Source organism: Sphingosinicella ginsenosidimutans (assembly GCF_007995055.1).
In the GTDB taxonomy this organism is placed as follows: Bacteria; Pseudomonadota; Alphaproteobacteria; order Sphingomonadales; family Sphingomonadaceae; genus Allosphingosinicella; species Allosphingosinicella ginsenosidimutans.
Genome location: NZ_VOQQ01000001.1, coordinates 828,382 through 852,123 on the forward strand (window position 1 = coordinate 828,382; position 23,742 = coordinate 852,123).

The window sequence follows — 23,742 nt, forward strand, 5'->3', positions numbered from 1 at the left end:
CAGCCGTCCGCCTTGCCTTATCGCGCCCGCGGCCCCATCTCCAGCGGGTCCGCGTTGACGCCCCGGACCCGCTCCATTATCGCTAGAACAAATCTGGAACGACAGCCCCTTATGCTGACTCATCTCTCCGTCCGCGGCGCGCGCGAACACAATCTCAAGGACGTCGATGTCGATATCCCGCGCGAGACGCTGACCGTCATCACGGGCCTTTCGGGCTCGGGCAAATCCAGCCTCGCCTTCGACACCATCTATGCCGAGGGGCAGCGGCGCTATGTCGAGTCGCTCTCCGCTTATGCGCGCCAGTTCCTCGAGATGATGCAGAAGCCCGACGTCGATCATATCGAGGGCCTCTCCCCCGCCATCTCGATCGAGCAGAAGACGACGAGCCGCAACCCGCGCTCGACCGTCGCGACCGTCACCGAAATCTACGATTACATGCGCCTGCTCTGGGCGCGCGTCGGCATCCCCTATTCGCCCGCCACCGGCGAGCCGATCGCCGCGCAGACCGTCAGCCAGATGGTCGATCGCACCATGGCGCTCCCCGAAGGCACGCGCCTCTACCTGCTCGCCCCGGTCGTCCGGGGGCGCAAGGGCGAGTATCGCAAGGAGCTCGCCGAATGGCAGAAGGCGGGCTTCACCCGCGTACGCATCGACGGCGTCTTCCATGACATCGACGAGGCTCCCGCGCTCGACAAGAAATACAAGCATGACATCGAGGTGGTGGTCGATCGCCTCGTCGTGCGCGAAGGCATCGAGACCCGCCTCGCGGACTCGCTCGAAACCGCGCTGAAGCTCGCCGACGGCCTCGTCTATCTCGACCCGGCCGATCCGGCGCCGAAGGACCCGCCCGGCGCCGAGCGCACCGGGGTCGCAGAAGCGCTGGAGGAAGCCTCCGAACGCAATGTGCTCGCGACCCACGCGCCGCCGGGCCGCATCACCTTTTCCGAGAAATTCGCCTGCCCCGTCTCCGGCTTCACCATAGCGGAGATCGAGCCCAGGCTGTTCAGCTTCAACGCGCCGCAGGGCGCCTGCCCCGGCTGCGACGGGCTTGGCGAAAAGCAGCTCTTCGATCCCGAACTCATCGTCCCCAACGAGCATCTCAGCATCAAGAAGGGCGCGATCGTGCCCTGGGCGCGCTCCAACCCGCCCAGCCCTTATTACATGCAGGTGCTGGGCAGCCTCGCGCGCGAATTCGATTTCAGCATGGAGACGCCGTGGAAGGATCTCCCGGCGGAGATCCACGACATCATCCTCAACGGCACGCACGGCCGCCCCGTCACGCTGCGCTTCATCGACGGGCGCAAATCCTATGAGGTGGTGAAGCCGTTCGACGGGGTCATCGCCAACCTCAACCGCCGCCTGCTCCAGACCGAGAGCGCGTGGATGCGCGAGGAGCTCGCCAAATATCAGACGCCGCAGCCCTGCGAGGTCTGCCACGGCGCGCGCCTCAGGCCCGAGCCGCTGGCCGTGAAGATCGCCGGCGAGCATATCAGCCAGGCGACCGCCCGCTCGGTCCGCCATGCGCTCGAATGGTTCGAGACGCTGCACGAGAAGCTGACCGATACCCAGAACGAGATCGCTCGCGCGATCCTGAAGGAGATCAACGAGCGCCTGGGCTTCCTCAACAATGTCGGGCTCGATTATCTCAACCTCGATCGCACCTCGGGCACGCTCTCGGGCGGCGAATCGCAGCGCATCCGCCTCGCGAGCCAGATCGGCTCGGGCCTTTCCGGCGTGCTCTACGTCCTCGACGAGCCCTCGATCGGCCTCCACCAGCGCGACAATGATCGCCTGCTCGTCACCCTCAAGCGCCTGCGCGATCTCGGCAACACCGTGCTCGTCGTCGAGCATGACGAGGATGCGATCCGCCAGGCCGATTATGTCATCGACATGGGCCCCGGCGCCGGCGTCCATGGCGGCAGCGTCGTCGCGGCCGGAACGCTGGCGGACGTGCTCGCCAGCAAGGACAGTCTGACCGCCGATTATCTCACCGGCCGCCGCGCCGTGCCGCTCCCCGAAAGGCGCCGCAAGGGGACGGGAAAGAAGCTCACCCTCGCCGGCGCCACCGCGAACAACCTCAAGAGCGTGACCGCCTCGATCCCGCTCGGCACCTTCACCTGCATCACCGGCGTGTCGGGCTCCGGCAAGTCGAGCTTCACGATCGACACGCTCTATGCCGCGGCCGCGCGCCACCTCAACGGCGCCCGCCTCACCGCCGGCCGATATGAGAAGATCGACGGCCTGCAATATCTCGACAAGGTGATCGACATCGATCAGTCGCCGATCGGCCGCACCCCGCGGTCCAACCCGGCCACCTATACCGGCGCCTTCACCAATATCCGCGACTGGTTCGCCGGCCTGCCGGAGGCGCAGGCGCGCGGCTACAAGCCCGGCCGCTTCTCGTTCAACGTCAAGGGCGGCCGCTGCGAGGCGTGCAGCGGCGACGGCCTGATCAAGATCGAGATGCACTTCCTGCCCGACGTCTATGTCACCTGCGACGTCTGCCACGGCCAGCGCTACAACCGCGAGACGCTGGAGGTGAAGTTCAAGGGCAGGAGCATCGCCGACGTGCTCGACATGACGGTCGAGGACGCGGTCGAGTTCTTCAAGGCCGTCCCGCCGATCCGCGACAAGATGGCGATGCTGGCGGAAGTGGGCCTCGGCTATATCAAGGTCGGCCAGCAGGCGACCACCCTGAGCGGCGGCGAGGCCCAGCGCGTCAAGCTCGCCAAGGAACTCTCCCGCCGCGCCACCGGCCAGACCCTCTACATCCTCGACGAGCCCACCACCGGCCTGCATTTCGAGGATGTGCGGAAACTCCTGGAGGTCCTCCACGCGCTGGTGGAGCAGGGCAACACCGTGGTGGTGATCGAGCACAACCTGGAAGTCATCAAGACCGCCGACTGGATCATCGATCTTGGGCCTGAAGGCGGAGACAAAGGCGGGGAGATCGTGGCGGAAGGGACGCCCGAGGATGTGGCGGCGGAGACGCGCTCTTATACGGGGCAGTATCTGAAGGACATTCTGGCGCGGTCGGAGCGGGTGGAATCAGGGCCGGCGATCAAGCTCGGGAAGGCACGGGCGAAGGCTCCTAAGCGGGAGCGGGAGGGGGCGGAGTAGATTGAGGCCGGGTCGAGGGTGTTGGAGGCTCTAGTCTTGGTAGGGCTGTTCGTCCTGCTCAATCCCGTGGGATGCCCCTGATTTGATGGTCATGTGCATGTTTATACGGCAAGAGGTGTTCATCTTGACGCCTGTGATGCCGGCGCCATTTCCATCTGTCGCACCCACCTGCAATTTACCCCAACAATCGGGTACGGCCGCGAAGCAGGGGTGAGTCGTAGCCTCTTGAGCCACCTCAAGAAAGCCATAGTCGCCGTCCGGATCGGCACGGAAAATTTGCCACGAGTTCGGCCTCGGGATGTCGATCCGAGACGGGATTTTTCCGCCCCCTCCAGATTGCGACGGTCGGGTGCTGCCCCAATCCCCGAGCGTGAGATTTGCACTTTGCAAATTCAGCCGGACCGACCCGTATATCTGGCCCTCAAATGCCTGTTCCTCCATATCCCCGATTATGTGTCCGAAGCTGTCGGGGAATGAACTTGAAGCCACCACGATCTCGGCATCAGGCAACTGCGCCACTACGTTTTGAGCTACCGGTAGCGCCCAAGCCTGCATTTGCAGCGCGTCCCGGGACCAAGCCGCATCCACCACAAAGATAGTGTCATGTGGCAATGGGGGTAGGCTTATTACGGACTGAGTGATTGGGATCATTGTCCCGCGTTGCTGGTGCACAATCAGGCCGCGATCCAGCTCCTCCGCCCGCCCCAGTTGAAGAAGCAACTGGTCGGCGTTGGTGGTTGCCTGGAGCACGGGCACCGCACCAGGAATTTCCTCAATGAAGTCAAAGTACGCCCTATAGCCTTGGTGATCAGAAAATAGCTCATCGAATTCAGCTTGGGCGGGCTTAGGGCTCCCCGCGAGGTACTTTTCCCGATCCAGCCCCAACCCAAAAGGATGACCTGCGGCAGCCTCCACAATGCGATCAACCGCTAAGGATAGGTGATTGGCGTTCGGCCATGGGCGCAAAAGAAAGATCGGGAAAACGAGTTCCTTGGCCTCGGCGGACAGTTGCCGGAAGGCCTCGACCTCAGCAATTCTCGCACGCAAGATCGGTACGTACGTTTTCCCAGCGAGCATCAGTCACCCGTGCGTATTTCCATCGCCTGCCGGGAAACTTGAAACGTTTCTGCTAGAGTTGCAATAATTTGGTGATCCCCCTGGGTTCGATAGACCGCTGACAATTCACTGACCTTATCAAGAGGCATTATTATGTCGGCAGCTAGGCGATTAGCTTCAGCCTCAACCCTTGATGACAGTTTTGAACGATACAGAACGGAGTCAACAACTCCGGCCTGAATCTTATCTCTGTGAAGCAAAAAGTGAGCTATCTCATGGGCGATAGTGAATCTCTGTCGCTCTTTCGGCTCGAACCGATTGACCTTGATTACAAAACCCCCATCCGGATCCGGCTTGATAAGGCCCGAAATTTTGAGCGGCAGGGCCGCCACGACCACCTTTAGCCCCAGCGCTTTCGCGAGCGCTCCCACCTTCACAGGAACGTCTTTCGTGAACTCCTCCAAGATGGAGATATGTTCCGGGGAAAGGCGAGAATAGTAGCTAACCTTCATCTTTATATTCCGTCTCTCCGTTCTGCTCCGGTTCCTCTTTTCCGTCCTCTTTTTCCTGCTCGTGCGGCTTGAAGTTCTCTATTCCTTCGTAAGCAATGGACGCGATCAATCCCTCAAACTCTGTTCTTAATTGGCCATCCTTTTTCAATTGATCCTTGAAATAGCTAACAGAATGATCACGAAGTTTATTTTCGATTGTCGTCCACCCTATTACGCTGGCTGCGGCCACGAAGAACCCGAGCACTGTTATCATCAGCGACAAGGCGGTAAGCGTAATCGAGATGAAGTCCACATAGCTCAAATCTAAGGAGGGCGTAGCTCCCCGAGCCAAAGCAATATGATAGATAAATGTCGCGATCGCGCCCGACAGGCCCGCTATAAATGCGAGAGCGAGAAATTTAAAAACGCCCTTCAATCGCGCACCCTTCCCAGAACAAAATAGCAACGACGGCAAGTTTCGTCAATGGCCCACCGACATCCCAACCATCCAAAATCACACCCAGCAGCGCCCCGCTCAGCCGTCTGGAGTGTAGTCATAGCAGACGGCTCCGAGCAGCACCGGGTTGATCGCGTCTTGGAGGCCGCGGTTCGTGCTCAGGCGTCCGATCACCTGGCGGTTCTTGATGAGCAAAGGTGGCCTGCTGGCATATTCGCTGCGAGCGGAAGTTGTCGAATATGCGCTCCCGAAGCGCCCGTAGTCATTCCAGATCGAGTTGGACTGATACTTGCTCCCATAGCGGCCGTAGCGATTGAAGATGCTGTCCATGGCATATGGGCTTGCCACGGTGCCAAGATAGTCGCCGTCCTCGGTAACGACCCGGGCACCCTCGATGGCAATGCATGCGTTCTGTTGCTGCGCCGAGGCTGGCAGAGCGGACAGCAGCATAGTCGCGCTCAATAGGATTCCAGAGATCATCGTTTCCCCCCAAACGATCGAGCACCGATAATATCACTAAACTTCTAGCTTGGCATAGCTTCATGCCCGCGACTGGTACAAAGATGGGACAGGTCTTTGAGTTTAGGATTACGGTGACAGCGGATTACGGTGACAGCGGATTCCCCGGAGAAGATTGCGATCTTCATCCGCACCCTGCGCGCCACCGGTTCGGTTACCGACGCGGCCCGCGCCGCCGGCACCACCCGCAAGACCGCTTATGATCTCTACGGCCGGGAGGATGCCGGCTATTTCCGCGCCGCCTGGGACGAGGGTTACGGTGCCAGTTTACTAAATGCACTTATCTGCCTGCATCGGCCTGCGCGAAAAACCTAACTCTCAGAATAAATTAGGCCCCAACCCCATTCCGTGCTACATACTCCCCATCGCCGGCCTCCACCTTTTGTGAGCCCGGCGGCGCCTGAGAGACAGCGGGGCATGCCCCGCTCCGACCGGCGGCTTCTGACGCAGACGCGCTTTCTGTTCGCTCACGAAGTATCGGAATTCCGGGGACACTCACCAAATTCGGGACGGGCACGGACTCGGGTAGCGGCGGTCCAGGTTCTTCCTCCCTAAGCATCTGGACTTGCGCGGATTCCTGCATGGATCGTTCGCAACGCCTGCTCGTTGGGCCGGGCGAAAGGAGCATCCTCATGGCCGAACGCAAGCTTATCTCTCCCAATGGCGACAAGCGCTATGTGCGGCGCGACGATGAGGGGCGGTTCGGCGAATCGGACGATGTCGGCCGCTCGCTCGCCGCCGATCGCCGCCGGCACGCCGCGACCAGCAAGCCACGCAACCAGGGCGACAGGGGCGATTGACGCCGCCGCCCGGATCGCGGCGACGGGCCTTCGCCCGCCTGCCTCGATCCGGGCGCGCTTGGGCCGTACCCCGCGCCCCGCCGTCGCACCATCGCGGCCGGGCCTTCGCGGCCGGGCCGGGGGTCTGCCCCTTTCCCCGCCGCGCCTCGCTTTCCCCCGCCGCGCCTCCGCGCGCACCGCGGGGCCCTCGCCGGATCCCCGCGAAAGCACGCGCGATCCTCGCAAAACCACGCATCGCCACGCCACCGCGCCATCGCCGCCGGGCCTTCGCGTGGCCGAAGGCTTGCCCCTTCCCCCGCCGCGCCTCGCTTTCCCCCGCCGCGCCTCCGCGCGCACCGCGGGGCCCTCGCCGGATCCTCGCGAAAGCACGCGCAATCCTCGCAAAACCACGCGCCGCCACGCCACCGCGCCTCGCGCCGCCCGGTTTTCCGCCGGATTAGGCGCCCCGGCTGATCCATGCTACAAGGCTTGCACCGCCGGCTTCACTAAGTCGTGAGCCTGCCGGCGGCTGAGAGACCTGCGGGGTTCGCCCCGCTCCGATCGGCGGTTCGTCCGCTCTTCCCGCGCTCCCGCTTGCACAAGAAGGGAGCCCGACATGGACCTCGATTATCTGAGCCGCCGCGAGCGCGAGGAGCGGCAGCGCGCCGCCCAGGCCGAGTGCGAACAATCACGCCGCGCGCACGAATTGCTCGCCGATCACTATCGCGAACGGATCCAAGCCTTCGCCCCCGTCGCCGCCTCCGCCGGCCGCGCGCGGGCGGCTGGCTGACCGCCTCGTCATTTCAACGAACACGAAAAGCGGCCCGCCAATCCAGGCGTGCCCGACCAGAAAGGAACGTGTGATCATGCCCATCGGCAAAGTGAAATTCTTCAACACCCAGAAAGGCTACGGCTTCATCACCAACGAAGAAGGCGGCAACGACGCCTTCGTCCATATCAGCGCGGTCGAGCGCGCGGGGATGGACACGCTCGTCCAGGACCAGCGCGTCTCCTATGAGCTCGAGGAGGACCGGCGCGGCAAGACCAGCGCCGTCAACCTGCAGAACGCCTGACCGGAAGCGGGCTCTCCCCCGCATCGGGGGAGAGCCCGCCGCCCGGCCGACCGGGCCGGAGCCAAGGAGACAAGATGTCGACGCATGAGGATTTCTGCCGCACCCGCGCCGCCGAGGCCCGGGCCGATGCCGATGCGGCGGCGCTCGCCAATGTGCGCGATCGCTGCCTGCGCGCCGCCGCGGCCTGGGACGTGATGGCCGATCGCGCCCACCGCACCGATCGCCTGCGCGCCGATCAGGAGCTGAGAAAGGCCGCGCTGGCCGATCACTGATCCGGCGCCGCCGCCGAAGGGCGGTTCCGGCGCTCCGACACACGCAAAAAGGACCGCCCGGTCGCCCGGACGGCCCTCTCTCCTCGCACGGCAAGGCGTGATCGTCAGCGCTGCTGCTGGCCGCTGTCGCCCTGGCCCATCTGGCCGCCGCGATCGCGCTCGAGATCGTCCTGGCCCTGGCCCTGCTGACGGTTGCGATCGCCGTCCTGCTGCTGTTGCTGCTGGCGGTCGCGGTTCTGGTCCTGCTGGCCGCCCTGCTGCTGCTGCCGGTTCGAGTCCTGATACTGGCCGCCCTGCTGGCCACCCTGCTGCTGCTGACCTTGCTGGCCCTGGCCGCCCTGGCCACCTTGCTGTTGCTGGCGCTCGCGGTCGTTATTCTGTTCGTTCATCGGATCTCTCCATCGATTCATGCCCTGAACGGCACTGCCGAATCGAACGCCCCTCGCGCTCGGCCGGTTCCGCAAATCATTGGTTTCACAGGCGTTTCGATCCGCCGAGGGGCGCCATTCCGCCCGCCCTTAGCGGAATATCAACCAGGCTCCGTCAGGATGATCGGCCTCGCGCCCCTGAAGGGAGGGCCGGACCATGGGCAATTTCTTCAAGGCCGCCTTCGCGCTGTTCATCGTGGCCTTCGTCGTCGATGCGAGCATGTGGCATGGCTATTATCGCGAACGATACGGCCACCGCATCCATGCCTTCGCGACCGACGTCACCGACGGGAGCTGGGCCAATCCGGGCTGAACCGCCCCGTGCCGCGCGCGCCGACGCCGATCCGCTTTGGCGGGCTTCGCGGCTCTGCTATGACGGCACGCTCACAAGAGGGGGTTCCATCATGCGCATCGCCACGGCCCTGATCGCCGTCCTGCCCGTCGCGCTGGCCGGCTGCGGCCAGGGCAGCGCCTTTGACGAGGCGTTCCGCAACTCATTCCGCGAGAGCGCGGTGTCGAGCTGCGTCGCCGCCAGCCGGGCGACGCCGGCCGCGCCCCAGGGCGTCGACTGGCAACGGCTTTGCTCCTGCTCCGTCGACCGGATGATGGAGGGGAAGTCGGCCGCTGAGCTGCGCCGGCTGCAGGGCGACTCGCCCGAGCAGATGGAGGCGGTGCGGCAGTGCGCGACGCAGATGGGCATTGTCCCCGGCGGCGGCGCCCCCGCTGCCCCCGGCGGAAAATGAAGAAGGCCGCGCGGCCGAGCCGGCTTATCCCCGATATCCCCGTTATCCACAGGCCGGGCGGTCAAGATTCCGCTTGGGGCGACTCGGCGGATGGAGTCACAAGAAAGGTCCGCCGCCAGTAGGCGGACCTCCTCCGGAAACGGATGGCGTCCACCGAGGCAGCGGCCAAAGCAGAAGACAAGAGGAACCGCAAGGGAAATCTGGTCCGATGCGATGGAAGGGCGACCTTCGAGGAAGAAGCGCGAGGCTTTCGGGCCGAACCCACTTTCCAAGACAGGAGTCCGGCACGTTCGACATCTTCGGATGACGATCTTGCGAAAGGAAGTCAGGCGGACCGAAAGGCGAGCGTGGCATCCGATGGGGACCCGAAACCGGCAGCAATGCCGCGAGACGGGGTACCCGAGAGGAAGGCGACCGAACGCCGCAAGGCGATCGATCGATTTCCGATCCGCCGGAGGAAGGGCATCGGGTCTTCGGACCTATGTTCCGACCGACGGAAAGTGGGGCCGGCAGCGATGCCGGCCCCATTACTTTTTGGGCCCGACCGGCGGCCTTCCCGGGGCCTGCAAGGCCCCCCAATCCGCCGCCACCGCTCCAGCGCTTCCACAGCCCCGCCTTCGCGCTGCCGCCACGCCGGCGACGCCGTTAGAGGCCCGTCGCGGCGCGATGCGCGGCCTCTTCCTGTCGCTCGCTCGCGCGGGCCGCGCCGGCGTGCCGAGCCCTTTCCCGGGGTGATAGGACGATCGGTGACAACGCCGCGTGCCACCGGATGCCCGCTGCGCCATCGCGTCCGGATTCGGCGGCGCCACCGATCCGTGCTATGGATGACGCACCGGGACTCGACTCGCGAGCAGCACTCCCGACCGGGAAAGGGAGAGCCATGGACGTGAACTATTATCTCCACCGGGAGCAGGTGGAACGGATGCGGGCATCGACCGCATCGACCATCGAGGCGGAGCAGGCCCATCGCCGCCTGGCCGATCTCTACCGCGCCCGCCTTGTCGCTTATCGGACCCCGCCGGGCGCGATCGAACTGACGGTGCGCTGACCGTCGCGACCTTGCGATGGGACGGGCCGCGGGCCACGCCAACCTTTCGGTAAGCCTTCTCTGTCATACGCACCATGTTCGTGAGAGAGGCGAAACGAATGGGGCGGCTGTCCGGCAACATGATCACGCGGCGCGAGGCGCGGACGATCGACCAGCGTCTTGAATCGCGGCACGAGGGGCTCGTGGACTGCGCGACGCTCTTCTTCCGCGGCGGCGTGCATATGGTCCAGGTCGTGAACATCTCGGCGCGGGGCGCGATGGTCGAGAGCGAGCTCGAACCCCGGCTCGGCGAGAATGTGATCGTCCGCTTCAACGGATGCAGCCCGATCCATGCCTTCGTGCGCTGGATCCGCGACGGCCGGCTCGGCCTCAATTTCGGATGCGAGTTGACCATCGGCTGATCCCCCGGATCAGCCGGCCCGATGCGCGGGGCGCATCGGGAAGGTTCAACTGACCATCGGCTGATCCCCCGGATCAGCCGGCCCGATGCGCGGGGCGCATCGGGAAGGTTCAACTGACCATCGGCTGATCCGCAGGACCAGCCGCCCGATGCGCGACCGGCCGACCGCCTGTTGAAACGGCGGCGATAAGTCTTACTTCGCAACCATTCGCGAAGGAGGCATCCCGTGATCGATCTCTACACGTCGCCAACCCCCAACGGTTACAAGGTCTCGGTCACGCTCGAAGAGCTCGGCCTCCCTTACGAGGTCCATCCGATCGACCTGTCCTCGGGCGCCCAGAAGGAGCCGTGGTTCACCGCGATCAATCCCAATGGCCGCATCCCGGCGATCGTCGATCGCGACAATGGCGGCTTCGCGGTGTTCGAAAGCGGCGCGATCATGCTCTATCTGGCCGAGCAGGCGGGCGCCCTCATCCCCCCGGATCGCGAGGGACGCAGCCGCGTCGTCCAGTGGCTGATGTTCCAGATGGGCGGGCTCGGGCCGATGATGGGCCAGGCCAACGTCTTCACCCGCTACTTCCCCGAACATCTTCCATCCGCGATCGACCGCTACCGGCGCGAGAGCCGGCGGCTGCTGGAGGTGCTCGACGGCCGGCTCGCCGACAATGAGTATCTCGCGGGCGACTATTCGATTGCCGACATCGCCAATTTCTGCTGGGCGCGGGTGCATGAATGGCCGGGCGTCGCGATCGACGGGCTCGACCATCTCAAGCGGTGGATGGACGCGATCGCCGCCCGCCCCGCCGTGCAGCGCGGGCTCGCCGTCCCGCCGCGGCCGGAGGCGAGCGACGAAAGCAGGATCGAATCGGCCCGCAAGATGCTGGCCTGACGCAAGGAAGAGACATGAACGAGATGACCCGGATTTCCGCCCAGCCCGACTATAGCGAGGCTGTGCAGGCCTTTCTGCAGCGCGCGCCCAAGCTGTTCATCGACGGCGAATGGGTGGATTCCAGCCATGATCGGACGATCGCCGTCTTCGATCCGTCGACCGGTCGGGAAATCGCGCGGGTCGCCGATGCGTCCGATGCCGATGTCGACCGCGCCGTCGCCGCCGCGCGCCGCGCCTTCGACGACGGGCGCTGGTCCGGCCTCGCCCCTTATGCCCGCCAGCGCATCATCGAGAAGCTCGCCGACCTGATCGAGGCGAACATCCCCGAGCTCGCCGAGCTTGAATCGATCGACAACGGCAAGCCGCGCAGCGCCAGCCAGGGCTATGATCTGCCGCGCTCGGTCCAGACGCTCCGCTACATGGCCGGCTGGGCGACCAAGCTCAGCGGCGAGCATATCGAGCCGTCGGGCCTGCCGACCGGATCGGTCCACGCCTATGTCCGCCGCGAGCCGATCGGGGTGTGCGCGCAGATCGTCCCGTGGAATTTCCCGCTGATGATGGCGGTGCAGAAGATCGCGCCCGCGCTCGCCGCCGGCTGCACGATCGTGCTGAAGCCGGCCGAGCAGACGCCGCTCACCGCGCTGCGGCTCGCCGATCTGGTCGCCGAAGCGGGCATCCCCGCCGGCGTGCTCAACATCATCACCGGCAATGGCGAGACGGCGGGCGATCGAATGGTCCGTCATCCCGAGGTCGACAAGGTCGCCTTCACCGGATCGACCGAGGTCGGCAAGATCATCAATCGCAACGCGACCGAGACGCTGAAGCGCGTGACGCTTGAGCTTGGCGGCAAATCGCCGGTCATCGTGCTCCCCGACATCGACATCGCGAAGACCGCGGCGGGCGCAGCGCGATCGATCTTCTCCAATGCCGGCCAGGTCTGCATCGCGGGGTCGCGCCTGTTCGCGCATCGCGACATTTTCGACGATCTGCTCGAGGCGGTCGCGGAGAATGCCCGCAAGCTGAAGGTCGGCCCCAGCCTTGCCGCGGACACGACGATGGGCCCGCTCGTTTCCACCGAGCAGCACGATCGCGTGCTTTCCTATATCGAGGCGGGCCGCAAGGAGGGTGCGAGCGTCCTGACCGGCGGCGATACGCCGGGGGGTGACGGCTATTTCGTCAACCCGACCGTGCTCGTCGACGTGAACCCGAACATGAAGGTGGTGCGCGAGGAGATTTTCGGCCCGGTCCTCGCGGCGCAGCGCTACGACGATCTCGACGAGGTCGCGAAGGCGGCCAACGACACGCCCTATGGCCTCGCCGCGTCGATCTGGACCCGCGACGTCTCCGCGATGCACAAGCTCGCCGCCAAGCTCAAGGCGGGCATGGTGTGGGGCAACACCTCCTCGGCAGCCGACACGTCCCTGCCCTTCGGCGGCTTCAAGCAATCCGGCTTCGGCCGCGAGAGCGGGCGCTACGGCATCGAAGCCTATACCGAGCTCAAGACGGTCGCCATCGCGCTTTGAATGCGGCTCGGCGGGCGGCGGCTTGATCGCGGCCGCCCGCCGGTCCATGCCGCACGGACCGATTGACGAGGTCCGTGCCATGCGTCTCACGATCCTGCTTCTTGCCGCCGCTGCCGCGGCTTCCGCCAGCGCCCAGGATGCGCCGCCCGATCCGGCGCCTGCGACCGCCGGCCAGTCCGGCACGACGTCCGGTTTGACCGATCTCAACCAGACGGTGAACGACCTCCGGGACGCGCAGGATCCGCCTGCCGGCGACGAGGCCGCGCCGGCGCCGCCGGCGGCCCCCGCGGCCGGCGACCAGCCGCCCGCGCCCGATCCTTCCGCAGCGGACGAGGCGGCGCCGGTTGCGGGGGAGTCCGCGCCCGCACCGGAACCGGCCGAGCCCGCCGCGGCGACGCCGCCCGAGGCGCATCCGCCGATCCTTCCGACCTATCTGCGCCATCCCGGCGCCGAGCTCGATCCTGAACAGAATCAGCAGATCGCGCGCACCGTTGCGCGCGGACAGGCGATGATCGCGATCGCCCGCGCCGGCCTGGTCGGCAGCCAGGACATGCTGGCCCATTTGCCCGATCCGGACGGGGCCGGCATCGCCGGCTGGATCGCGGAGCCGCAGGGCAACGCAATGCTCGTCACCTTCTATGCCGCCGCTGAAGCCGGCCCGAAGGCGGTCTATCGCGTCAGCGTTCTCGGCGCGCGCGCCGTCTCGCGCGAGACGTTCCTCGATCCAGCCGAGCGCCCTGCGCTAACGGCGCTCCAGGCCCGCATGGCCGCCGCGCGGGCCGCAACCGACGGATTGAGCAACCATCCCTGCACCGGCCAGGACTTCAACGTCCTCGTGATCCCGCCCGAAGCGCCCGACGCGCCGATCGACGTCTATCAGATGAGCCCGGCTGTGCCGCGCGGCCATTTCCCGCTCGGCGGCCACTTCCGGTCGCGCGTCGACCGCGACGGCCACATCGCGGAGGTGCAAAGCTACGGCGCCTGCGTCGCCCTGGTTCCGCCGGCGACCCCTGCGGGCACGGCGCCTTCGCCGCTTCCGGCCAGCGGCCCGGACGATCAGCTGCCGAACGAGATTCACGTCTTCCTCGCCGCCTGGACGGGGCATCCGCTGCTGGTGACCTCCGGCGGGCGGACCTGGCGGGTGACCCCGGATTCGATCGCCGAAGCGCAATAGGCGGCCGCCCGGCGGGCGCCGAACCCCGCCTTCACGCTTTCTTTGTCAATTTCTCCGACACTCCCCGATGTGTCGGAGGCTTTGACATTCCTGGGAACGGCCGGAGGCGCTGAAGCGTGATCCGGCTGTTCAAACATTATGTGCCCTATGCGGTGCTGCTGCTGGGGACGATGGACCTTGTGCTGCTGCTCGCCGGCGCCGAGGCGGGCTGGACGCTGCGCCTCTGGCAGGTCGGCCTCGCGCGCGGCTCGGTGGTCGATCGCATTCCGAACATGATCGCTTTCGCGGCGGCCCTGCAGGGCGCGATGGTGGCGGTCGGCGTCTATGGCGCGCAGGCGCTCCATTCGGTCCGCTTCGCCACCGCGCGGATCATCGTCGCGACGGCGTTCGGGATCCTGCTGCTCAGCCTCGTCTTCTTCGCCTTCCCGCCGGTCGCCTTCTGGCGATCCAGCCTGCTCTACGCCACCGGCCTTGCGCTCACGGCGATGATCGGGGCGCGCGCCGCGCTTCGCGACTGGCTGGGTGGGCCCCGCTTCCGGCGCGGGGTGCTGGTGCTCGGCGCCGGGCCGCGCGCGGCGCGGATCCAGGAGCTTGCGCGCCGGCCTGGCGCCGGCTTCACCGTCGTCGGCTTCGTCGGCATGAACGACGGCCCAAGCGCGGTGGAGGGGGCCGTCAACCGCGCCGCGATCGAGAGCCTTCCGCGCCATCTCGAGCGGGTCGGCGCGAGCGAAGTGGTGCTGGCGCTCGAGGAGCGGCGCAATGCCCTCCCGCTCGCCGATCTGCTGAGGGTCAAGACGACGGGCGTCGAAGTCAACGATTTCTCGACCTTCCTCGAACGCGAGACCGGCCGCGTCGATCTCGACAGCCTCAATCCCTCCTGGCTGATCTTCTCCGACGGATTTTCGGCCGGGCGGCGCCTCTCCGGGATGGCGAAGCGATTGTTCGACATCACGGTGAGCGTGATGATCCTCGCGCTCACCTGGCCGGTCATCGCCGCGACGGCGATCGCGGTGAAGCTGGAGAGCAGGGGCCCGGCCTTTTACCGGCAGCGCCGGGTCGGCCTCTATGGCGAGACGTTCGAGGTCATCAAGCTGCGCTCCATGCGGACCGATGCCGAAGTGGGCGGCAAGGCGGTGTGGGCGCAGAAGGACGATCCCCGGGTGACCCGCGTCGGCCGCTTCATCCGCAAGGTCCGCATCGACGAGCTGCCCCAGGCGTGGAGCGTGCTCAAGGGCGAGATGAGCTTCGTCGGCCCGCGGCCCGAGCGCCCCCAGTTCGTCGCCGATCTCGAGGCGCGCCTGCCTTATTATGCCGAGCGCCATGTCGTGAAGCCCGGGATCACCGGCTGGGCGCAGATCAACTATCCCTATGGCGCGTCGATCGAGGATGCGCGCGAGAAGCTGGAATATGATCTCTATTACGCCAAGAACTACACGCCTTTCCTCGATCTGCTGATCCTGCTGCAGACCGCGCGCGTGATCCTGTGGCCGGAGGGCGCGCGCTGATGACGGCGCTGCTCGGCCTGTGGAGCCACATGCTCGCCGCGCTGCTCTACGGCGCGCTCGCGATCGTCCAGCTGCGCCGCTGGACCGGCGATGCGGCGAGCCGGCCGCTGATCACGGCATTCGCGGTGCTCGCGGTCTGGGCGATCTTCGCCGGCCTGCTCGGTCCCTACGATCTCCTGTCCCGGCTCGCGGAAAGCGGCCGCAATCTCGCCTTCCTCGCCTTCATGTACGGCCTGATGCCGGCCGAGGAGGGCGAGGAGAGCCGCGGAGGGGTCAAGGCCGTCTATGCGGCCGTGGCGGCCGTCATCGGGCTCCAGATCGTCGTCGGCGGCATCATTCCCGGATTCCGCAATCTCCCGACGGCTTTTGCGGCGCTGACCGCGACAGCCCAGGTGCTCGGCCTCACCATCGCGTCGGGCGCGCTGATCCTGGTCCACAACCTCTACGGCCAGGCGGCCCCGGCCTCGCGCGGGCAGCTTCGCTATCCGATGCTGGCGCTTGCCGCGATGTGGGCCTTCGACCTTCATCTCTACACCGTCGCCTATTTCATGCATGGCGAGACCGCCGGCCTGTTCGCCCTGCGAGGGCTGATCGCGGCGCTGCTCGCCCCGCTGTTCGCGCTGGGGCTGCGCGACAATCCGCGCTGGAAGGTGCAGCTGTCGCGCGCCGCGACGTTCCAGTCGGTCTCGGTGGTGGCGATCCTCTCCTACCTCATCGTGATGATGTCGGCGGCGCGCGCGCTGGAGATCGTCGGCGGCGATTGGGCGCGGGCCGCCCAGATCGGGCTGGTCGCGGCGATGACGCTTGCAGCGCTGATCCTTCTCCCATCGGCGCGGGCCCGCGGATGGCTCGGCGTGATGCTGGCCAAGCACGTCTTCGAACATCGCTACGACTATCGTGAGGAATGGCTTCGTTTCACCGACACGGTCGGCCGGCAGGGGGACGGCGATGCGACGCTCGAGGAGCGGGTGGTGAAGGCGATTGCCGACATCGGCGGCGCGCCCGGCGGCGTCATGCTGCTCACCGACGGCCGGCGGCTGACCCCGGGGCCGCGCTGGAACTCCGCCCTTCGCCTTGCGCCGGTGGGCGACGACGGCGCCGACCTCATCCGTCATGTCGAAGCCGACGCCTATGTGATCGATTTCAGCGCGCCGCGCGGACGCGAGAACGATCCGCCGGTGCCCGCGTGGCTCGCCGAAGCCGGTGCCTGGGCGGGCGTTCCGCTGATCCATTCCGGGCGGCTCCTCGGCCTCGTCCTCCTCGAACATCCGCCGCACCGGCGCCCGCTCGACTGGGAGGATTTCGATCTCTTTCGCACCGCCGGTATCCAGGCGGCGAGCTATATCGCCGAAGCGCGCGGGCAGCAGGCGCTGGCCGACGCGCGGCGATTCGACGAATTCAACCGGCGCTTCGCCTTCATCATGCACGACATCAAGAATCTGGTCAGCCAGCTCTCCCTCGTCGCCCGCAATGCCGAGCGACATGCCGACAATCCGGACTTCCGCGCCGACATGATCGCGACGCTCCAGGCTTCGGTCCGCAAGATGAACGATCTGCTCGCCCGCCTCTCCCCAGGCGCCGCGCGCGAGGCCGATCCGGCGCGGGCGATCCGGGTGATGGACGTGATCGAGACGGTGGCTGGCCCGCGCCGCCGGACCCGCGCGTTCCGAATCGAGGGCGATGTCCATCTCGCGGCGATGGCGGGGCCGGCGGGGCTGGAGCAGGCGTTGTCCCACCTCGTCCAGAACGCGATCGACGCGAGCGGGCCGGACCAGCCGATCGAGCTTCGCGCCTATGAAAGCGGCGGCGACGTCGCGATCGAGGTGGCCGATCACGGCTGCGGGATGGCGCCGGATTTCGTCGCCCATCGGCTGTTCCAGCCCTTCGCCTCGACCAAGGAGACCGGCTTCGGAATCGGCGCCTATGAGGCCCGCGAGCTCATCCACGCCATGGGCGGCCGGATCGAGGTCGACAGCGTCGTCGGCGAAGGAACGAGGTTCACCCTGATCCTGCCCGGCGCCGCCAGCCAATCCCCGCTTTATTATGAACGGATGCGCGCATGAACATGCCCGTCAAGCCAAAGCTCCTGATCGTCGAGGACGATGAAGGCCTCCAGCGCCAGCTGCGCTGGGCCTATGACGATTATGAGGTGCTGGTCGCGGCCGACCGCGCCGGCGCGCTCGATATCGTCCGCGCGGCCGAACCTGCCGTCGTCACGCTCGATCTTGGCCTGCCGCCCGATCCCGACGGCGTGAGTGAAGGCTTCGCCGCGCTCGAGACGATCCTGTCGCTGAAGCCCGAGACCAAGGTGATCGTCGCCTCCGGCCACGGCGCGCGGGAAAGCGCGCTTCGGGCGATCGCGTCGGGCGCCTATGATTTCTACCAGAAGCCGGTCGACATCGATCAGCTCGGCCTCATCGTCCGCCGCGCATTCCAGCTTCACGGCATCGAGAGCGAGAACCGGCGTCTGGAAAGCCGGGTCGGCGAGGACCGCACCGTGCTCGGCACGATGGTGACGGCGGCGCCGGAGATGCTGAAGGTCGCCCGCACGATCGAGCGCGTCGCCAATACCGACGTTTCGGTCATGCTGCTCGGCGCGAGCGGGACCGGCAAGGAACTGCTCGCCCGCGGCCTCCACGAGGCGAGCCGGCGGCGCGGCGGCGGCTTCGTCGCGATCAATTGCGCGGCGATCCCCGAAAACCTGCTCGAGGCCGAGTTGTTCGGCTATGAAAAGGGCGCTTTCACCGGCGCGATCAAGACGACCGAGGGCAAGATCGAGCTCGCCCATGGCGGGACATTGTTCCTCGACGAGGTCGGCGACATTCCGCTGCCGCTTCAGGTCAAGCTGCTGCGATTCCTGCAGGAACGGGTGATCGAGCGGATCGGCGGTCGCAAGCCGATCGCGGTCGACACCCGCATCGTATGCGCGACCCATCAGGATCTCGACGCGATGATCGCGGCGGGCACGTTCCGCGACGATCTCTATTATCGCCTCGCGGAGATCGTCGTCAGGATTCCGAGCCTTGCCGAGCGCCACGGCGACGCCGCCTTGCTCGCCAAGCATTTCCTCGGCCGCTTCGCGCGCGAGATGAACCCGGCGGTGAAGGGATTCGCGCCGGGCGCGCTGGCGGCGATCGAGGCGTGGGGCTGGCCCGGCAACATCCGCGAACTCGAAAACCGCCTCAAGCGCGCGGTGATCATGGCCGACGGCAAGCTCGTCACCGCCGAGGATCTCGATCTGCCGGCCGAGGCGATGGACGCCCTGCCGGTCAACCTGAAGACGGCTCGCGAGGAGGCGGATCGCCGCGCGATCCGCAAGGCGCTCGCCCAGACCGAGGGCAATATCTCCGGCGCAGCGAAGCTGCTCGGGATCAGCCGGCCGACCCTCTACGACCTGCTCAAGCAATACGGACTCCAGCCTTGAGGCAGCGCGCCCTCCTTGCGCTGCTGATCCTGCTGGCCGCCTGCTCCGGGCGGGCGGGGACGCCGTATCAGCGCGGGCTGGCGGCGTTCGAATCCGGCGACATGTCGACCGCGAAGGTGGAGATCATGAACGCGCTCCAGCTCGATCCGGGCGATCGCGCGGCCCGGATCGTGCTCGCCCGGATCGATCTTGCCGCCGGCGACGGTGTCGGCGCGGAGGCCGAGATCGCCCGAGCCCGGCAGAACGGCGCGCCGGCGGCCGACACCGCGCATCTGCTCGCGGAGGCGAAGCTGCTTCAGGGCGATCCCCGCGCTGCGATCGGCGAGGCCGCCGGCGCGGCCCCGGCCTTCGGCGCGGCGGCGGCGCGGATCATGGGCCGCGCCTATCAGGCGCTCGGCGACGGTGCGAACGCCCTCATCCAGTTCAACCGCGCGCTTGCCCTCGCTCCCGAGGACAGCGCCGTTTGGACCGATCTCGCGCGTTTTCGCCGCGCCAACGGAGACCTTGGCGGCGCGCTCCAGGCGGCGGACCGCGCCGTCGCGCTGAAACCGCGCAACACCGATGCCCTGGTGCTTCGCGGCGAGCTGACCCGAAGCCAGTACGGGCTCGCCGCCGCCTTGCCCTGGTTCGACCGTACGCTCGAGATCGATCGCAACAATCTCGCCGCCCTGCTGGATCGCGCGGCGACCTATGGCGACATGGGGCGGATGCGCGACATGCTGGCCGACGCACGCCAGGCGCACCAGCTGACCGGCGGCAACGCCACCGCTTATTATCTCCAGGCCGTGCTCGCCGCGCGCGCCCGCGATTGGACATTGGCGCGCGATCTTTACGCGCGCACCAACGGTGCGTTCGAAGGCGCGCCGGCGGGCCAGCTGCTCGCCAGCGTGATCGATCTCGGCCTCGGCAATGACAGCCAGGCCGCCGACCGGCTCGGCCAGCTCATCAGCAATCAGCCCGGCAACCGCAAGGCCCGGCGCCTGCTCGCGCTGGCACGGTGGCGCTCCGGCGATGCGGCGGGGACCATCGCCGCCCTGCGGCCGATCGCCGACCTCGCCGACGCGGACAGCTATAGCCTGACCCTGATCGGCCAGGCGCTCGCGCGATCCGGCGACGCGGCGGGCGCGGCGCGTTACCTCGCCCGGGCGGCGATGCCGCAGCAGGGTTCCCTCGCCGCGCTGCAGCCGCTGAGCGACGAGGAGTTCGCGGCCGTCCGCGCGGCGGCAGAACGCGATCCCGACAATGGCCCCACGCAGGTCCGGCTGGTGTCGGCGCTGCTCGCCCGAGGGCTTGGCGGGGAGGCACTGGCGCGCGCGCGGCGGCTCGCCGCCGCCAATCCGGGCGCGCCGGAACCTGCCATCCTGCTCGGCGACGCGCTTGGAACGCAGGGCGACTTCGCGGGCGCCGCCGAGCAATATCGCCGCGCAGCCAATCTCGAATTCACCGAGCCGGTCGCGCTGCGCCTGATCGAGGCGCTGCAGCGGTCCGGCCAGGCTGCCGCCGCCGATCAGGTGCTTGCGCTGTTCCTGCGCGAAAATCCGCAGAACATTCCCGCACTGACGCTGCGCGCCGGCCGGTTGATGCAGGCCGGGGACTGGGCCAACGCGGCGCGCGTTTATGAGACGCTGCGTGTCCGGATCGGCAACAACGACGCGACCATCCTCAACAATCTCGCCTGGGCCTATTCCGAGCAGGGCGATTATGGGCGCGCAATCCCGCTCGCTCGGCGGGCGTGGTCGCTCGATCGCGACAATCCCGCGACGGCGGACACGCTCGGCTGGATCCTGTTCAAGAGCGGCGTGGACCGCGCCCGTGGCCTCGTCCTGTTGCAGCAGGCGGCGCGCGGCGCCCCTTCGGACGCCGCGATCCGCAGCCGGCTGGAACAGGCCCGCCGGGGCTAGCGTCCGGACGAGAGGAGGCCGGATCGATCCTCGCGATTCGATCCGACCCCGATCTGCCTCAGCGCAGCGTCGCTGAATCCAGGTTCAGCTCGCCAAGCGGAATCACCGTCACGTTGGGATGATCGCGCTGCAGGGCGGGCAGGAACTGCGACGCCTCGCCGACGATGACGATCGTCGCGCCGGCGGGCGAGAGCAGGTCCCTCGCCGCCGCCTGCGCGTCCGCCGGCGTGATCGCGAGCACGGCCTGCTGGTAGCGACCGATTTCCTCGGGGCTGACATCGCGCAGGACATAGGAGGCGATGGTGCTGGCGATGCCCGAGGTCGTTTCGGCGTCGCGGCCGAAATCGCCCAGCAGCGAGGCCCGGCGCGCGTCGAGCTCGGCGGCCGGGACCGGCTGGGCGCCGAGCCGCTGCATTTCGGCGAGCGTCAGCCCGAGCACCTCGGCGGCCGCATCGTTGCGAGTCTGCGTCAGGGCCGAGAATGGCCCCGGCGCGCGGCGCGCATCGATCGAGCTTCCGGAGCCGTAGGAGAGGCCCCTGCGGATGCGGATCTCCTGGTTCAACCGCGCGCTGTAACCGCCGCCGAGCACCGCATTGGCGACGAGGGCGCGATAGAAACCTGGATCGTTGCGGGCGATGGTGTTGCGGGTCACCGCGACCGCCGCCTGGCCCGATCCCGGCATGTCGATGACGACGATGTTCGTCGCGTCGCTCGCGGCCGGCGCGGGCGCGGCCGGGGCGGGCGAAGGCGCTGCCCCGGTCCAGCTTCCGAAATAGCGTTCGGCAAGCGCGCGGGCCTGCGCCGGCTCGATGTCGCCGCTGAGAATCAGGGTCGTGCCGGCGGGAGTCCAGGCGTTGCGATAGGCGTTCTGGATGTCTTCCCGGGTGATCGCCGCCAGCGAGCGCGCCGTGCCGCCGGCGGGGTGGCCGTAGGGCGCCGCGCCATAGACGAGACGGGCCGACGCCATGCGCGCCACCGCCGCCGGGCTGTGCATGGCGACATTGACGCTGTCGATGGCGAGCGCGCGCTGACGGTCCAGCTCGTCCGCCGCGAGCGCCGGATGCTGGGCAACGTCGGCCATGAGGCCGAGCGCCGGATCAAGCTCGCCGGTCTGCACCGTGACCGACAGCGTGGCGCCATCCCACCCGGCAGCGCTCGAAAGCGAGGAGCCGAGCGATTCCGCGGCGCGATGGACTTCGGTCGCCGAACGAGTCACGGTTCCTTCGGTCAGCAGCGAGGCGGTGAGCCCGGCGGTTCCGGCGCGATCGGCGGCGTCAGCAGACGAGCCGCCTCCCCGCGCAATCAGCGCAGCCGTAACCAGCGGCACCTCATGGCGCGGCACCGTCACCACCTGCAAGCCATTGGCGAGCCGGCTGGTGACCGGCACCGGCATCGCCTGCACGACTGCGGGGGCCGGCGCGGGCGGCTGGACGCGCTCCGCCTCGGGCGCAGGCTCGACGACGTCGAGATGCGCCGGCGGCGTCAGCACTGCGGTCTGCACCGTTGCAGGGACGGCGATCTGGTCGGTGGCGGCGCCCTCAGGGCGCGCTTCGGCCGCCAGATAGTGGATCGCGGCCGATGCGTTGTCGTTCAGCCAGCGCCGCGCAACCCGCTGGATGTCCGCAGGCGTCACCGCGGCGATCCGGGCGAGCCGCCGGTCGGCCGCGCCCGCATCGCCGGCGACGACAACCGCTTCGGCAAGGGTCGAGGCCTGGCCCTCGGCGGTCTCGCGCTCGCGAAGCGCGGCATTGATGAGCTCGTTCTTGGCTTCGCTCAGTTCTGCCGCCGTCACCGGCTCGTCGCGCATCCGAGCGATCTCGCGCCGAAGCCCGGCCTCCCCCGCATCGGGCGACTGGCCCTGGGCCAGGATCGCATAGACCGCGAAGACGCCGCGTCCCTGCTTGGTATCGAGCGACGAGCTCGCCTGCGCCGCGATCCGGTCGCGATAGACGAGCGTGTCGTGCAGGCGCGAGCTGTCGCCGGTCGAGACGATCCCGTCGAGCACCTCCATCGCCGCGGAATCGGGATCGTTCGCGGCGGGCGCCGGATAGGTGATGGCGACCGCCGGCAACGGCGTGTTGGGTTCGTAGACGGTGTAGTGGCGCGGCGTGGTTCGCGGAGGTTCCTGCACGGTCACGCGGGGGATTTGCGTGGTCGGGCGCGCGATCGGGCCGAAATATTGGTCGATCCAGCGGTCGAGCTGGGCATCGTCGAAATTGCCGGCGACGAACAGCACCGCATTGTCGGGCCGGTAATAGACCTGGTGGAAGGCGCGCACATCGTCGATCGTCGCCGAATCGAGATCCTCGATGCTGCCGATGCCCGAACGGGCATAGGGATGCACGTCATAGGAGACCATCGGCAGATAGAGATAGAAGAGCCGGCCGTAGGGCTGGGCGAGGACGCGGCTGCGCAATTCCTCCTTCACCACGTCCCGCTCGGACGCGAAGCTCGCCGGATCGATGACGAGCCCGCTCATGCGCTCGGCCTCCGCCCACAGCAGGGTCTGGAGATGGTTGGCGGGGACGACCTCGTAATAATTGGTGTAATCGTCATTGGTCGACGCGTTGTTGTAGCCGCCGACATCCTCGGTCATCCGATCGAAGCTCTCCGCCGGCAGGTTGCGGGTCGCCTTGAACATCAGATGCTCGAAGAGGTGGGCGAAGCCGGAACGTCCGCGCGGATCGTCCTTCGATCCGACATCGTACCAGACCTGCACCGACACGTTCGACGTGTTCGCGTCGCGAATCGAATAGACCCGAAGGCCGTTGGCGAGCGTGCGCGTGCGATAGACGATCGGGGCGACCTGCGATGCGGACGCGGCCGGCGCGGCGGGGGCCGGCGTCTGCGCCGAGGCGACGCCGCCGAGAAAGGCGATGGCCAGTGCGGCCGGCGCCGCACGCGTAAGCAATCCAATCATCGATGAAACCCTCCCAGGAA

23 protein-coding genes are annotated in these 23,742 nt (G+C 67.2%); 17 read left to right on the forward strand and 6 right to left on the reverse strand.

Going from position 1 to position 23,742, the window contains the following annotated elements; translation table 11 throughout:
- The first annotated feature begins 111 nt into the window (after positions 1-111).
- Positions 112-3,120, forward strand: coding sequence for an excinuclease ABC subunit UvrA (gene uvrA, locus FRZ32_RS04080; RefSeq protein ID WP_147042304.1), 3,009 nt, complete (start codon positions 112-114; stop codon positions 3,118-3,120).
- 30 nt (positions 3,121-3,150) lie between these two features.
- Here the strand turns inward: uvrA and FRZ32_RS04085 are convergent, their stop codons facing one another.
- The 4 genes from FRZ32_RS04085 to FRZ32_RS04100 all read right to left on the reverse strand — a co-directional run bounded on the left by FRZ32_RS04085 (position 3,151) and on the right by FRZ32_RS04100 (position 5,574).
- The gene (locus tag FRZ32_RS04085; RefSeq protein WP_147042305.1) at positions 3,151-4,197 is read right to left on the reverse strand and encodes a beta family protein; all 1,047 of its coding nucleotides are present in this window, start codon (positions 4,195-4,197) and stop codon (positions 3,151-3,153) included.
- Positions 4,197-4,688 carry an ImmA/IrrE family metallo-endopeptidase gene (locus FRZ32_RS04090; protein ID WP_147042306.1) on the reverse strand — a complete coding sequence of 164 codons (492 nt, stop codon included), beginning with the start codon at positions 4,686-4,688 and terminating at the stop codon, positions 4,197-4,199. The genes FRZ32_RS04085 and FRZ32_RS04090 overlap by 1 nt, the downstream gene beginning before the upstream one ends.
- The gene (locus FRZ32_RS04095) at positions 4,678-5,103 is read right to left on the reverse strand and encodes a hypothetical protein (RefSeq protein ID WP_147042307.1); all 426 of its coding nucleotides are present in this window, start codon (positions 5,101-5,103) and stop codon (positions 4,678-4,680) included. The genes FRZ32_RS04090 and FRZ32_RS04095 overlap by 11 nt, the downstream gene beginning before the upstream one ends.
- Before the next feature lie 99 nt (positions 5,104-5,202).
- Complete coding sequence (locus tag FRZ32_RS04100) at positions 5,203-5,574, reverse strand: hypothetical protein (protein ID WP_147042308.1); 372 nt, start codon at positions 5,572-5,574, stop codon at positions 5,203-5,205.
- A gap of 159 nt (positions 5,575-5,733) precedes the next feature.
- Here FRZ32_RS04100 and FRZ32_RS04105 point away from each other — a divergent pair, with 159 nt between their 5' ends.
- The 5 genes from FRZ32_RS04105 to FRZ32_RS04115 all read left to right on the forward strand — a co-directional run bounded on the left by FRZ32_RS04105 (position 5,734) and on the right by FRZ32_RS04115 (position 7,767).
- Positions 5,734-5,958: a hypothetical protein gene (locus FRZ32_RS04105; RefSeq protein ID WP_147042309.1), complete on the forward strand. Its 225-nt coding sequence runs from the start codon at positions 5,734-5,736 to the stop codon at positions 5,956-5,958.
- A 317-nt stretch (positions 5,959-6,275) separates the two neighbouring features.
- Positions 6,276-6,443 (forward strand): hypothetical protein, encoded by a 168-nt coding sequence (locus tag FRZ32_RS15415; RefSeq protein ID WP_192901870.1) that lies wholly within the window; start codon positions 6,276-6,278, stop codon positions 6,441-6,443.
- Positions 6,444-7,038: 595 nt separating this feature from the next.
- Positions 7,039-7,212 (forward strand): hypothetical protein, encoded by a 174-nt coding sequence (locus tag FRZ32_RS15180; protein WP_158635824.1) that lies wholly within the window; start codon positions 7,039-7,041, stop codon positions 7,210-7,212.
- A 76-nt stretch (positions 7,213-7,288) separates the two neighbouring features.
- A complete protein-coding gene (locus FRZ32_RS04110) occupies positions 7,289-7,495 on the forward strand; it encodes a cold-shock protein (RefSeq protein ID WP_147042310.1) in 207 nt (68 codons plus the stop codon).
- Positions 7,496-7,569: 74 nt separating this feature from the next.
- Entirely contained in the window at positions 7,570-7,767 is a 198-nt protein-coding gene (locus FRZ32_RS04115; protein ID WP_147042311.1) for a hypothetical protein, read from the forward strand.
- A gap of 104 nt (positions 7,768-7,871) precedes the next feature.
- Here FRZ32_RS04115 and FRZ32_RS04120 read toward each other — a convergent pair whose 3' ends face one another.
- Positions 7,872-8,156: a hypothetical protein gene (locus FRZ32_RS04120; protein ID WP_147042312.1), complete on the reverse strand. Its 285-nt coding sequence runs from the start codon at positions 8,154-8,156 to the stop codon at positions 7,872-7,874.
- Between the two features lie 196 nt (positions 8,157-8,352).
- Here FRZ32_RS04120 and FRZ32_RS15185 point away from each other — a divergent pair, with 196 nt between their 5' ends.
- From FRZ32_RS15185 to FRZ32_RS04165, 11 genes are all read left to right on the forward strand, one after another.
- Positions 8,353-8,508, forward strand: a complete 156-nt coding sequence (locus FRZ32_RS15185) for a hypothetical protein (protein ID WP_158635825.1) — start codon at positions 8,353-8,355, stop codon at positions 8,506-8,508.
- A gap of 91 nt (positions 8,509-8,599) precedes the next feature.
- Positions 8,600-8,938: an SKP1 family protein gene (locus FRZ32_RS04125; RefSeq protein WP_147042313.1), complete on the forward strand. Its 339-nt coding sequence runs from the start codon at positions 8,600-8,602 to the stop codon at positions 8,936-8,938.
- A gap of 880 nt (positions 8,939-9,818) precedes the next feature.
- Positions 9,819-9,986 carry a hypothetical protein gene (locus FRZ32_RS15420; protein ID WP_192901871.1) on the forward strand — a complete coding sequence of 56 codons (168 nt, stop codon included), beginning with the start codon at positions 9,819-9,821 and terminating at the stop codon, positions 9,984-9,986.
- A 98-nt stretch (positions 9,987-10,084) separates the two neighbouring features.
- Complete coding sequence (locus FRZ32_RS04130) at positions 10,085-10,387, forward strand: PilZ domain-containing protein (RefSeq protein WP_158635826.1); 303 nt, start codon at positions 10,085-10,087, stop codon at positions 10,385-10,387.
- Between the two features lie 225 nt (positions 10,388-10,612).
- Entirely contained in the window at positions 10,613-11,275 is a 663-nt protein-coding gene (locus FRZ32_RS04135; protein WP_147042315.1) for a glutathione S-transferase family protein, read from the forward strand.
- 14 nt (positions 11,276-11,289) lie between these two features.
- Entirely contained in the window at positions 11,290-12,798 is a 1,509-nt protein-coding gene (locus tag FRZ32_RS04140; RefSeq protein WP_279379214.1) for an aldehyde dehydrogenase family protein, read from the forward strand.
- Between the two features lie 79 nt (positions 12,799-12,877).
- Positions 12,878-13,972 (forward strand): hypothetical protein, encoded by a 1,095-nt coding sequence (locus FRZ32_RS04145; RefSeq protein ID WP_147042316.1) that lies wholly within the window; start codon positions 12,878-12,880, stop codon positions 13,970-13,972.
- Positions 13,973-14,088: 116 nt separating this feature from the next.
- A complete protein-coding gene (locus tag FRZ32_RS04150; RefSeq protein WP_147042317.1) occupies positions 14,089-15,477 on the forward strand; it encodes a TIGR03013 family XrtA/PEP-CTERM system glycosyltransferase in 1,389 nt (462 codons plus the stop codon).
- Entirely contained in the window at positions 15,477-17,540 is a 2,064-nt protein-coding gene (prsK, locus tag FRZ32_RS04155) for an XrtA/PEP-CTERM system histidine kinase PrsK (protein ID WP_147042318.1), read from the forward strand. Before FRZ32_RS04150 ends, prsK begins: the two co-directional genes overlap by 1 nt.
- On the forward strand, positions 17,537-18,901 hold the full coding sequence (gene prsR, locus FRZ32_RS04160) for a PEP-CTERM-box response regulator transcription factor (protein ID WP_192901872.1): 1,365 nt from the start codon (positions 17,537-17,539) through the stop codon (positions 18,899-18,901). The genes prsK and prsR overlap by 4 nt, the downstream gene beginning before the upstream one ends.
- Positions 18,898-20,802, forward strand: coding sequence for a tetratricopeptide repeat protein (locus FRZ32_RS04165; protein WP_147042319.1), 1,905 nt, complete (start codon positions 18,898-18,900; stop codon positions 20,800-20,802). The genes prsR and FRZ32_RS04165 overlap by 4 nt, the downstream gene beginning before the upstream one ends.
- A 58-nt stretch (positions 20,803-20,860) precedes the next feature.
- On the opposite strand, the gene FRZ32_RS04170 is transcribed toward FRZ32_RS04165, so the two are convergent.
- Positions 20,861-23,722 (reverse strand): M16 family metallopeptidase, encoded by a 2,862-nt coding sequence (locus FRZ32_RS04170; RefSeq protein WP_147042320.1) that lies wholly within the window; start codon positions 23,720-23,722, stop codon positions 20,861-20,863.
- Between the last annotated feature and the right edge of the window lie 20 nt (positions 23,723-23,742).

What these genes read in the sequence shown, in the direction of transcription:
- FRZ32_RS04085 (WP_147042305.1), bottom strand. Translation starts at nt 4,197, where the DNA reads ATGCTCGCTGGGAAAACGTACGTACCGATCTTGCGTGCGAGAATTGCT.
- FRZ32_RS04115 (WP_147042311.1), top strand. Translation starts at nt 7,570, where the DNA reads ATGTCGACGCATGAGGATTTCTGCCGCACCCGCGCCGCCGAGGCCCGG.
- FRZ32_RS04125 (WP_147042313.1), top strand. Translation starts at nt 8,600, where the DNA reads ATGCGCATCGCCACGGCCCTGATCGCCGTCCTGCCCGTCGCGCTGGCC.
- FRZ32_RS15420 (WP_192901871.1), top strand. Translation starts at nt 9,819, where the DNA reads ATGGACGTGAACTATTATCTCCACCGGGAGCAGGTGGAACGGATGCGG.
- FRZ32_RS15415 (WP_192901870.1), top strand. Translation starts at nt 6,276, where the DNA reads ATGGCCGAACGCAAGCTTATCTCTCCCAATGGCGACAAGCGCTATGTG.
- FRZ32_RS04140 (WP_279379214.1), top strand. Translation starts at nt 11,290, where the DNA reads ATGAACGAGATGACCCGGATTTCCGCCCAGCCCGACTATAGCGAGGCT.
- FRZ32_RS15180 (WP_158635824.1), top strand. Translation starts at nt 7,039, where the DNA reads ATGGACCTCGATTATCTGAGCCGCCGCGAGCGCGAGGAGCGGCAGCGC.
- FRZ32_RS04145 (WP_147042316.1), top strand. Translation starts at nt 12,878, where the DNA reads ATGCGTCTCACGATCCTGCTTCTTGCCGCCGCTGCCGCGGCTTCCGCC.
- uvrA (WP_147042304.1), top strand. Translation starts at nt 112, where the DNA reads ATGCTGACTCATCTCTCCGTCCGCGGCGCGCGCGAACACAATCTCAAG.
- FRZ32_RS04120 (WP_147042312.1), bottom strand. Translation starts at nt 8,156, where the DNA reads ATGAACGAACAGAATAACGACCGCGAGCGCCAGCAACAGCAAGGTGGC.
- FRZ32_RS04100 (WP_147042308.1), bottom strand. Translation starts at nt 5,574, where the DNA reads ATGCTGCTGTCCGCTCTGCCAGCCTCGGCGCAGCAACAGAACGCATGC.
- FRZ32_RS04130 (WP_158635826.1), top strand. Translation starts at nt 10,085, where the DNA reads ATGGGGCGGCTGTCCGGCAACATGATCACGCGGCGCGAGGCGCGGACG.
- FRZ32_RS04170 (WP_147042320.1), bottom strand. Translation starts at nt 23,722, where the DNA reads ATGATTGGATTGCTTACGCGTGCGGCGCCGGCCGCACTGGCCATCGCC.
- FRZ32_RS04090 (WP_147042306.1), bottom strand. Translation starts at nt 4,688, where the DNA reads ATGAAGGTTAGCTACTATTCTCGCCTTTCCCCGGAACATATCTCCATC.
- FRZ32_RS15185 (WP_158635825.1), top strand. Translation starts at nt 8,353, where the DNA reads ATGGGCAATTTCTTCAAGGCCGCCTTCGCGCTGTTCATCGTGGCCTTC.
- FRZ32_RS04110 (WP_147042310.1), top strand. Translation starts at nt 7,289, where the DNA reads ATGCCCATCGGCAAAGTGAAATTCTTCAACACCCAGAAAGGCTACGGC.
- prsR (WP_192901872.1), top strand. Translation starts at nt 17,537, where the DNA reads ATGAACATGCCCGTCAAGCCAAAGCTCCTGATCGTCGAGGACGATGAA.
- prsK (WP_147042318.1), top strand. Translation starts at nt 15,477, where the DNA reads ATGACGGCGCTGCTCGGCCTGTGGAGCCACATGCTCGCCGCGCTGCTC.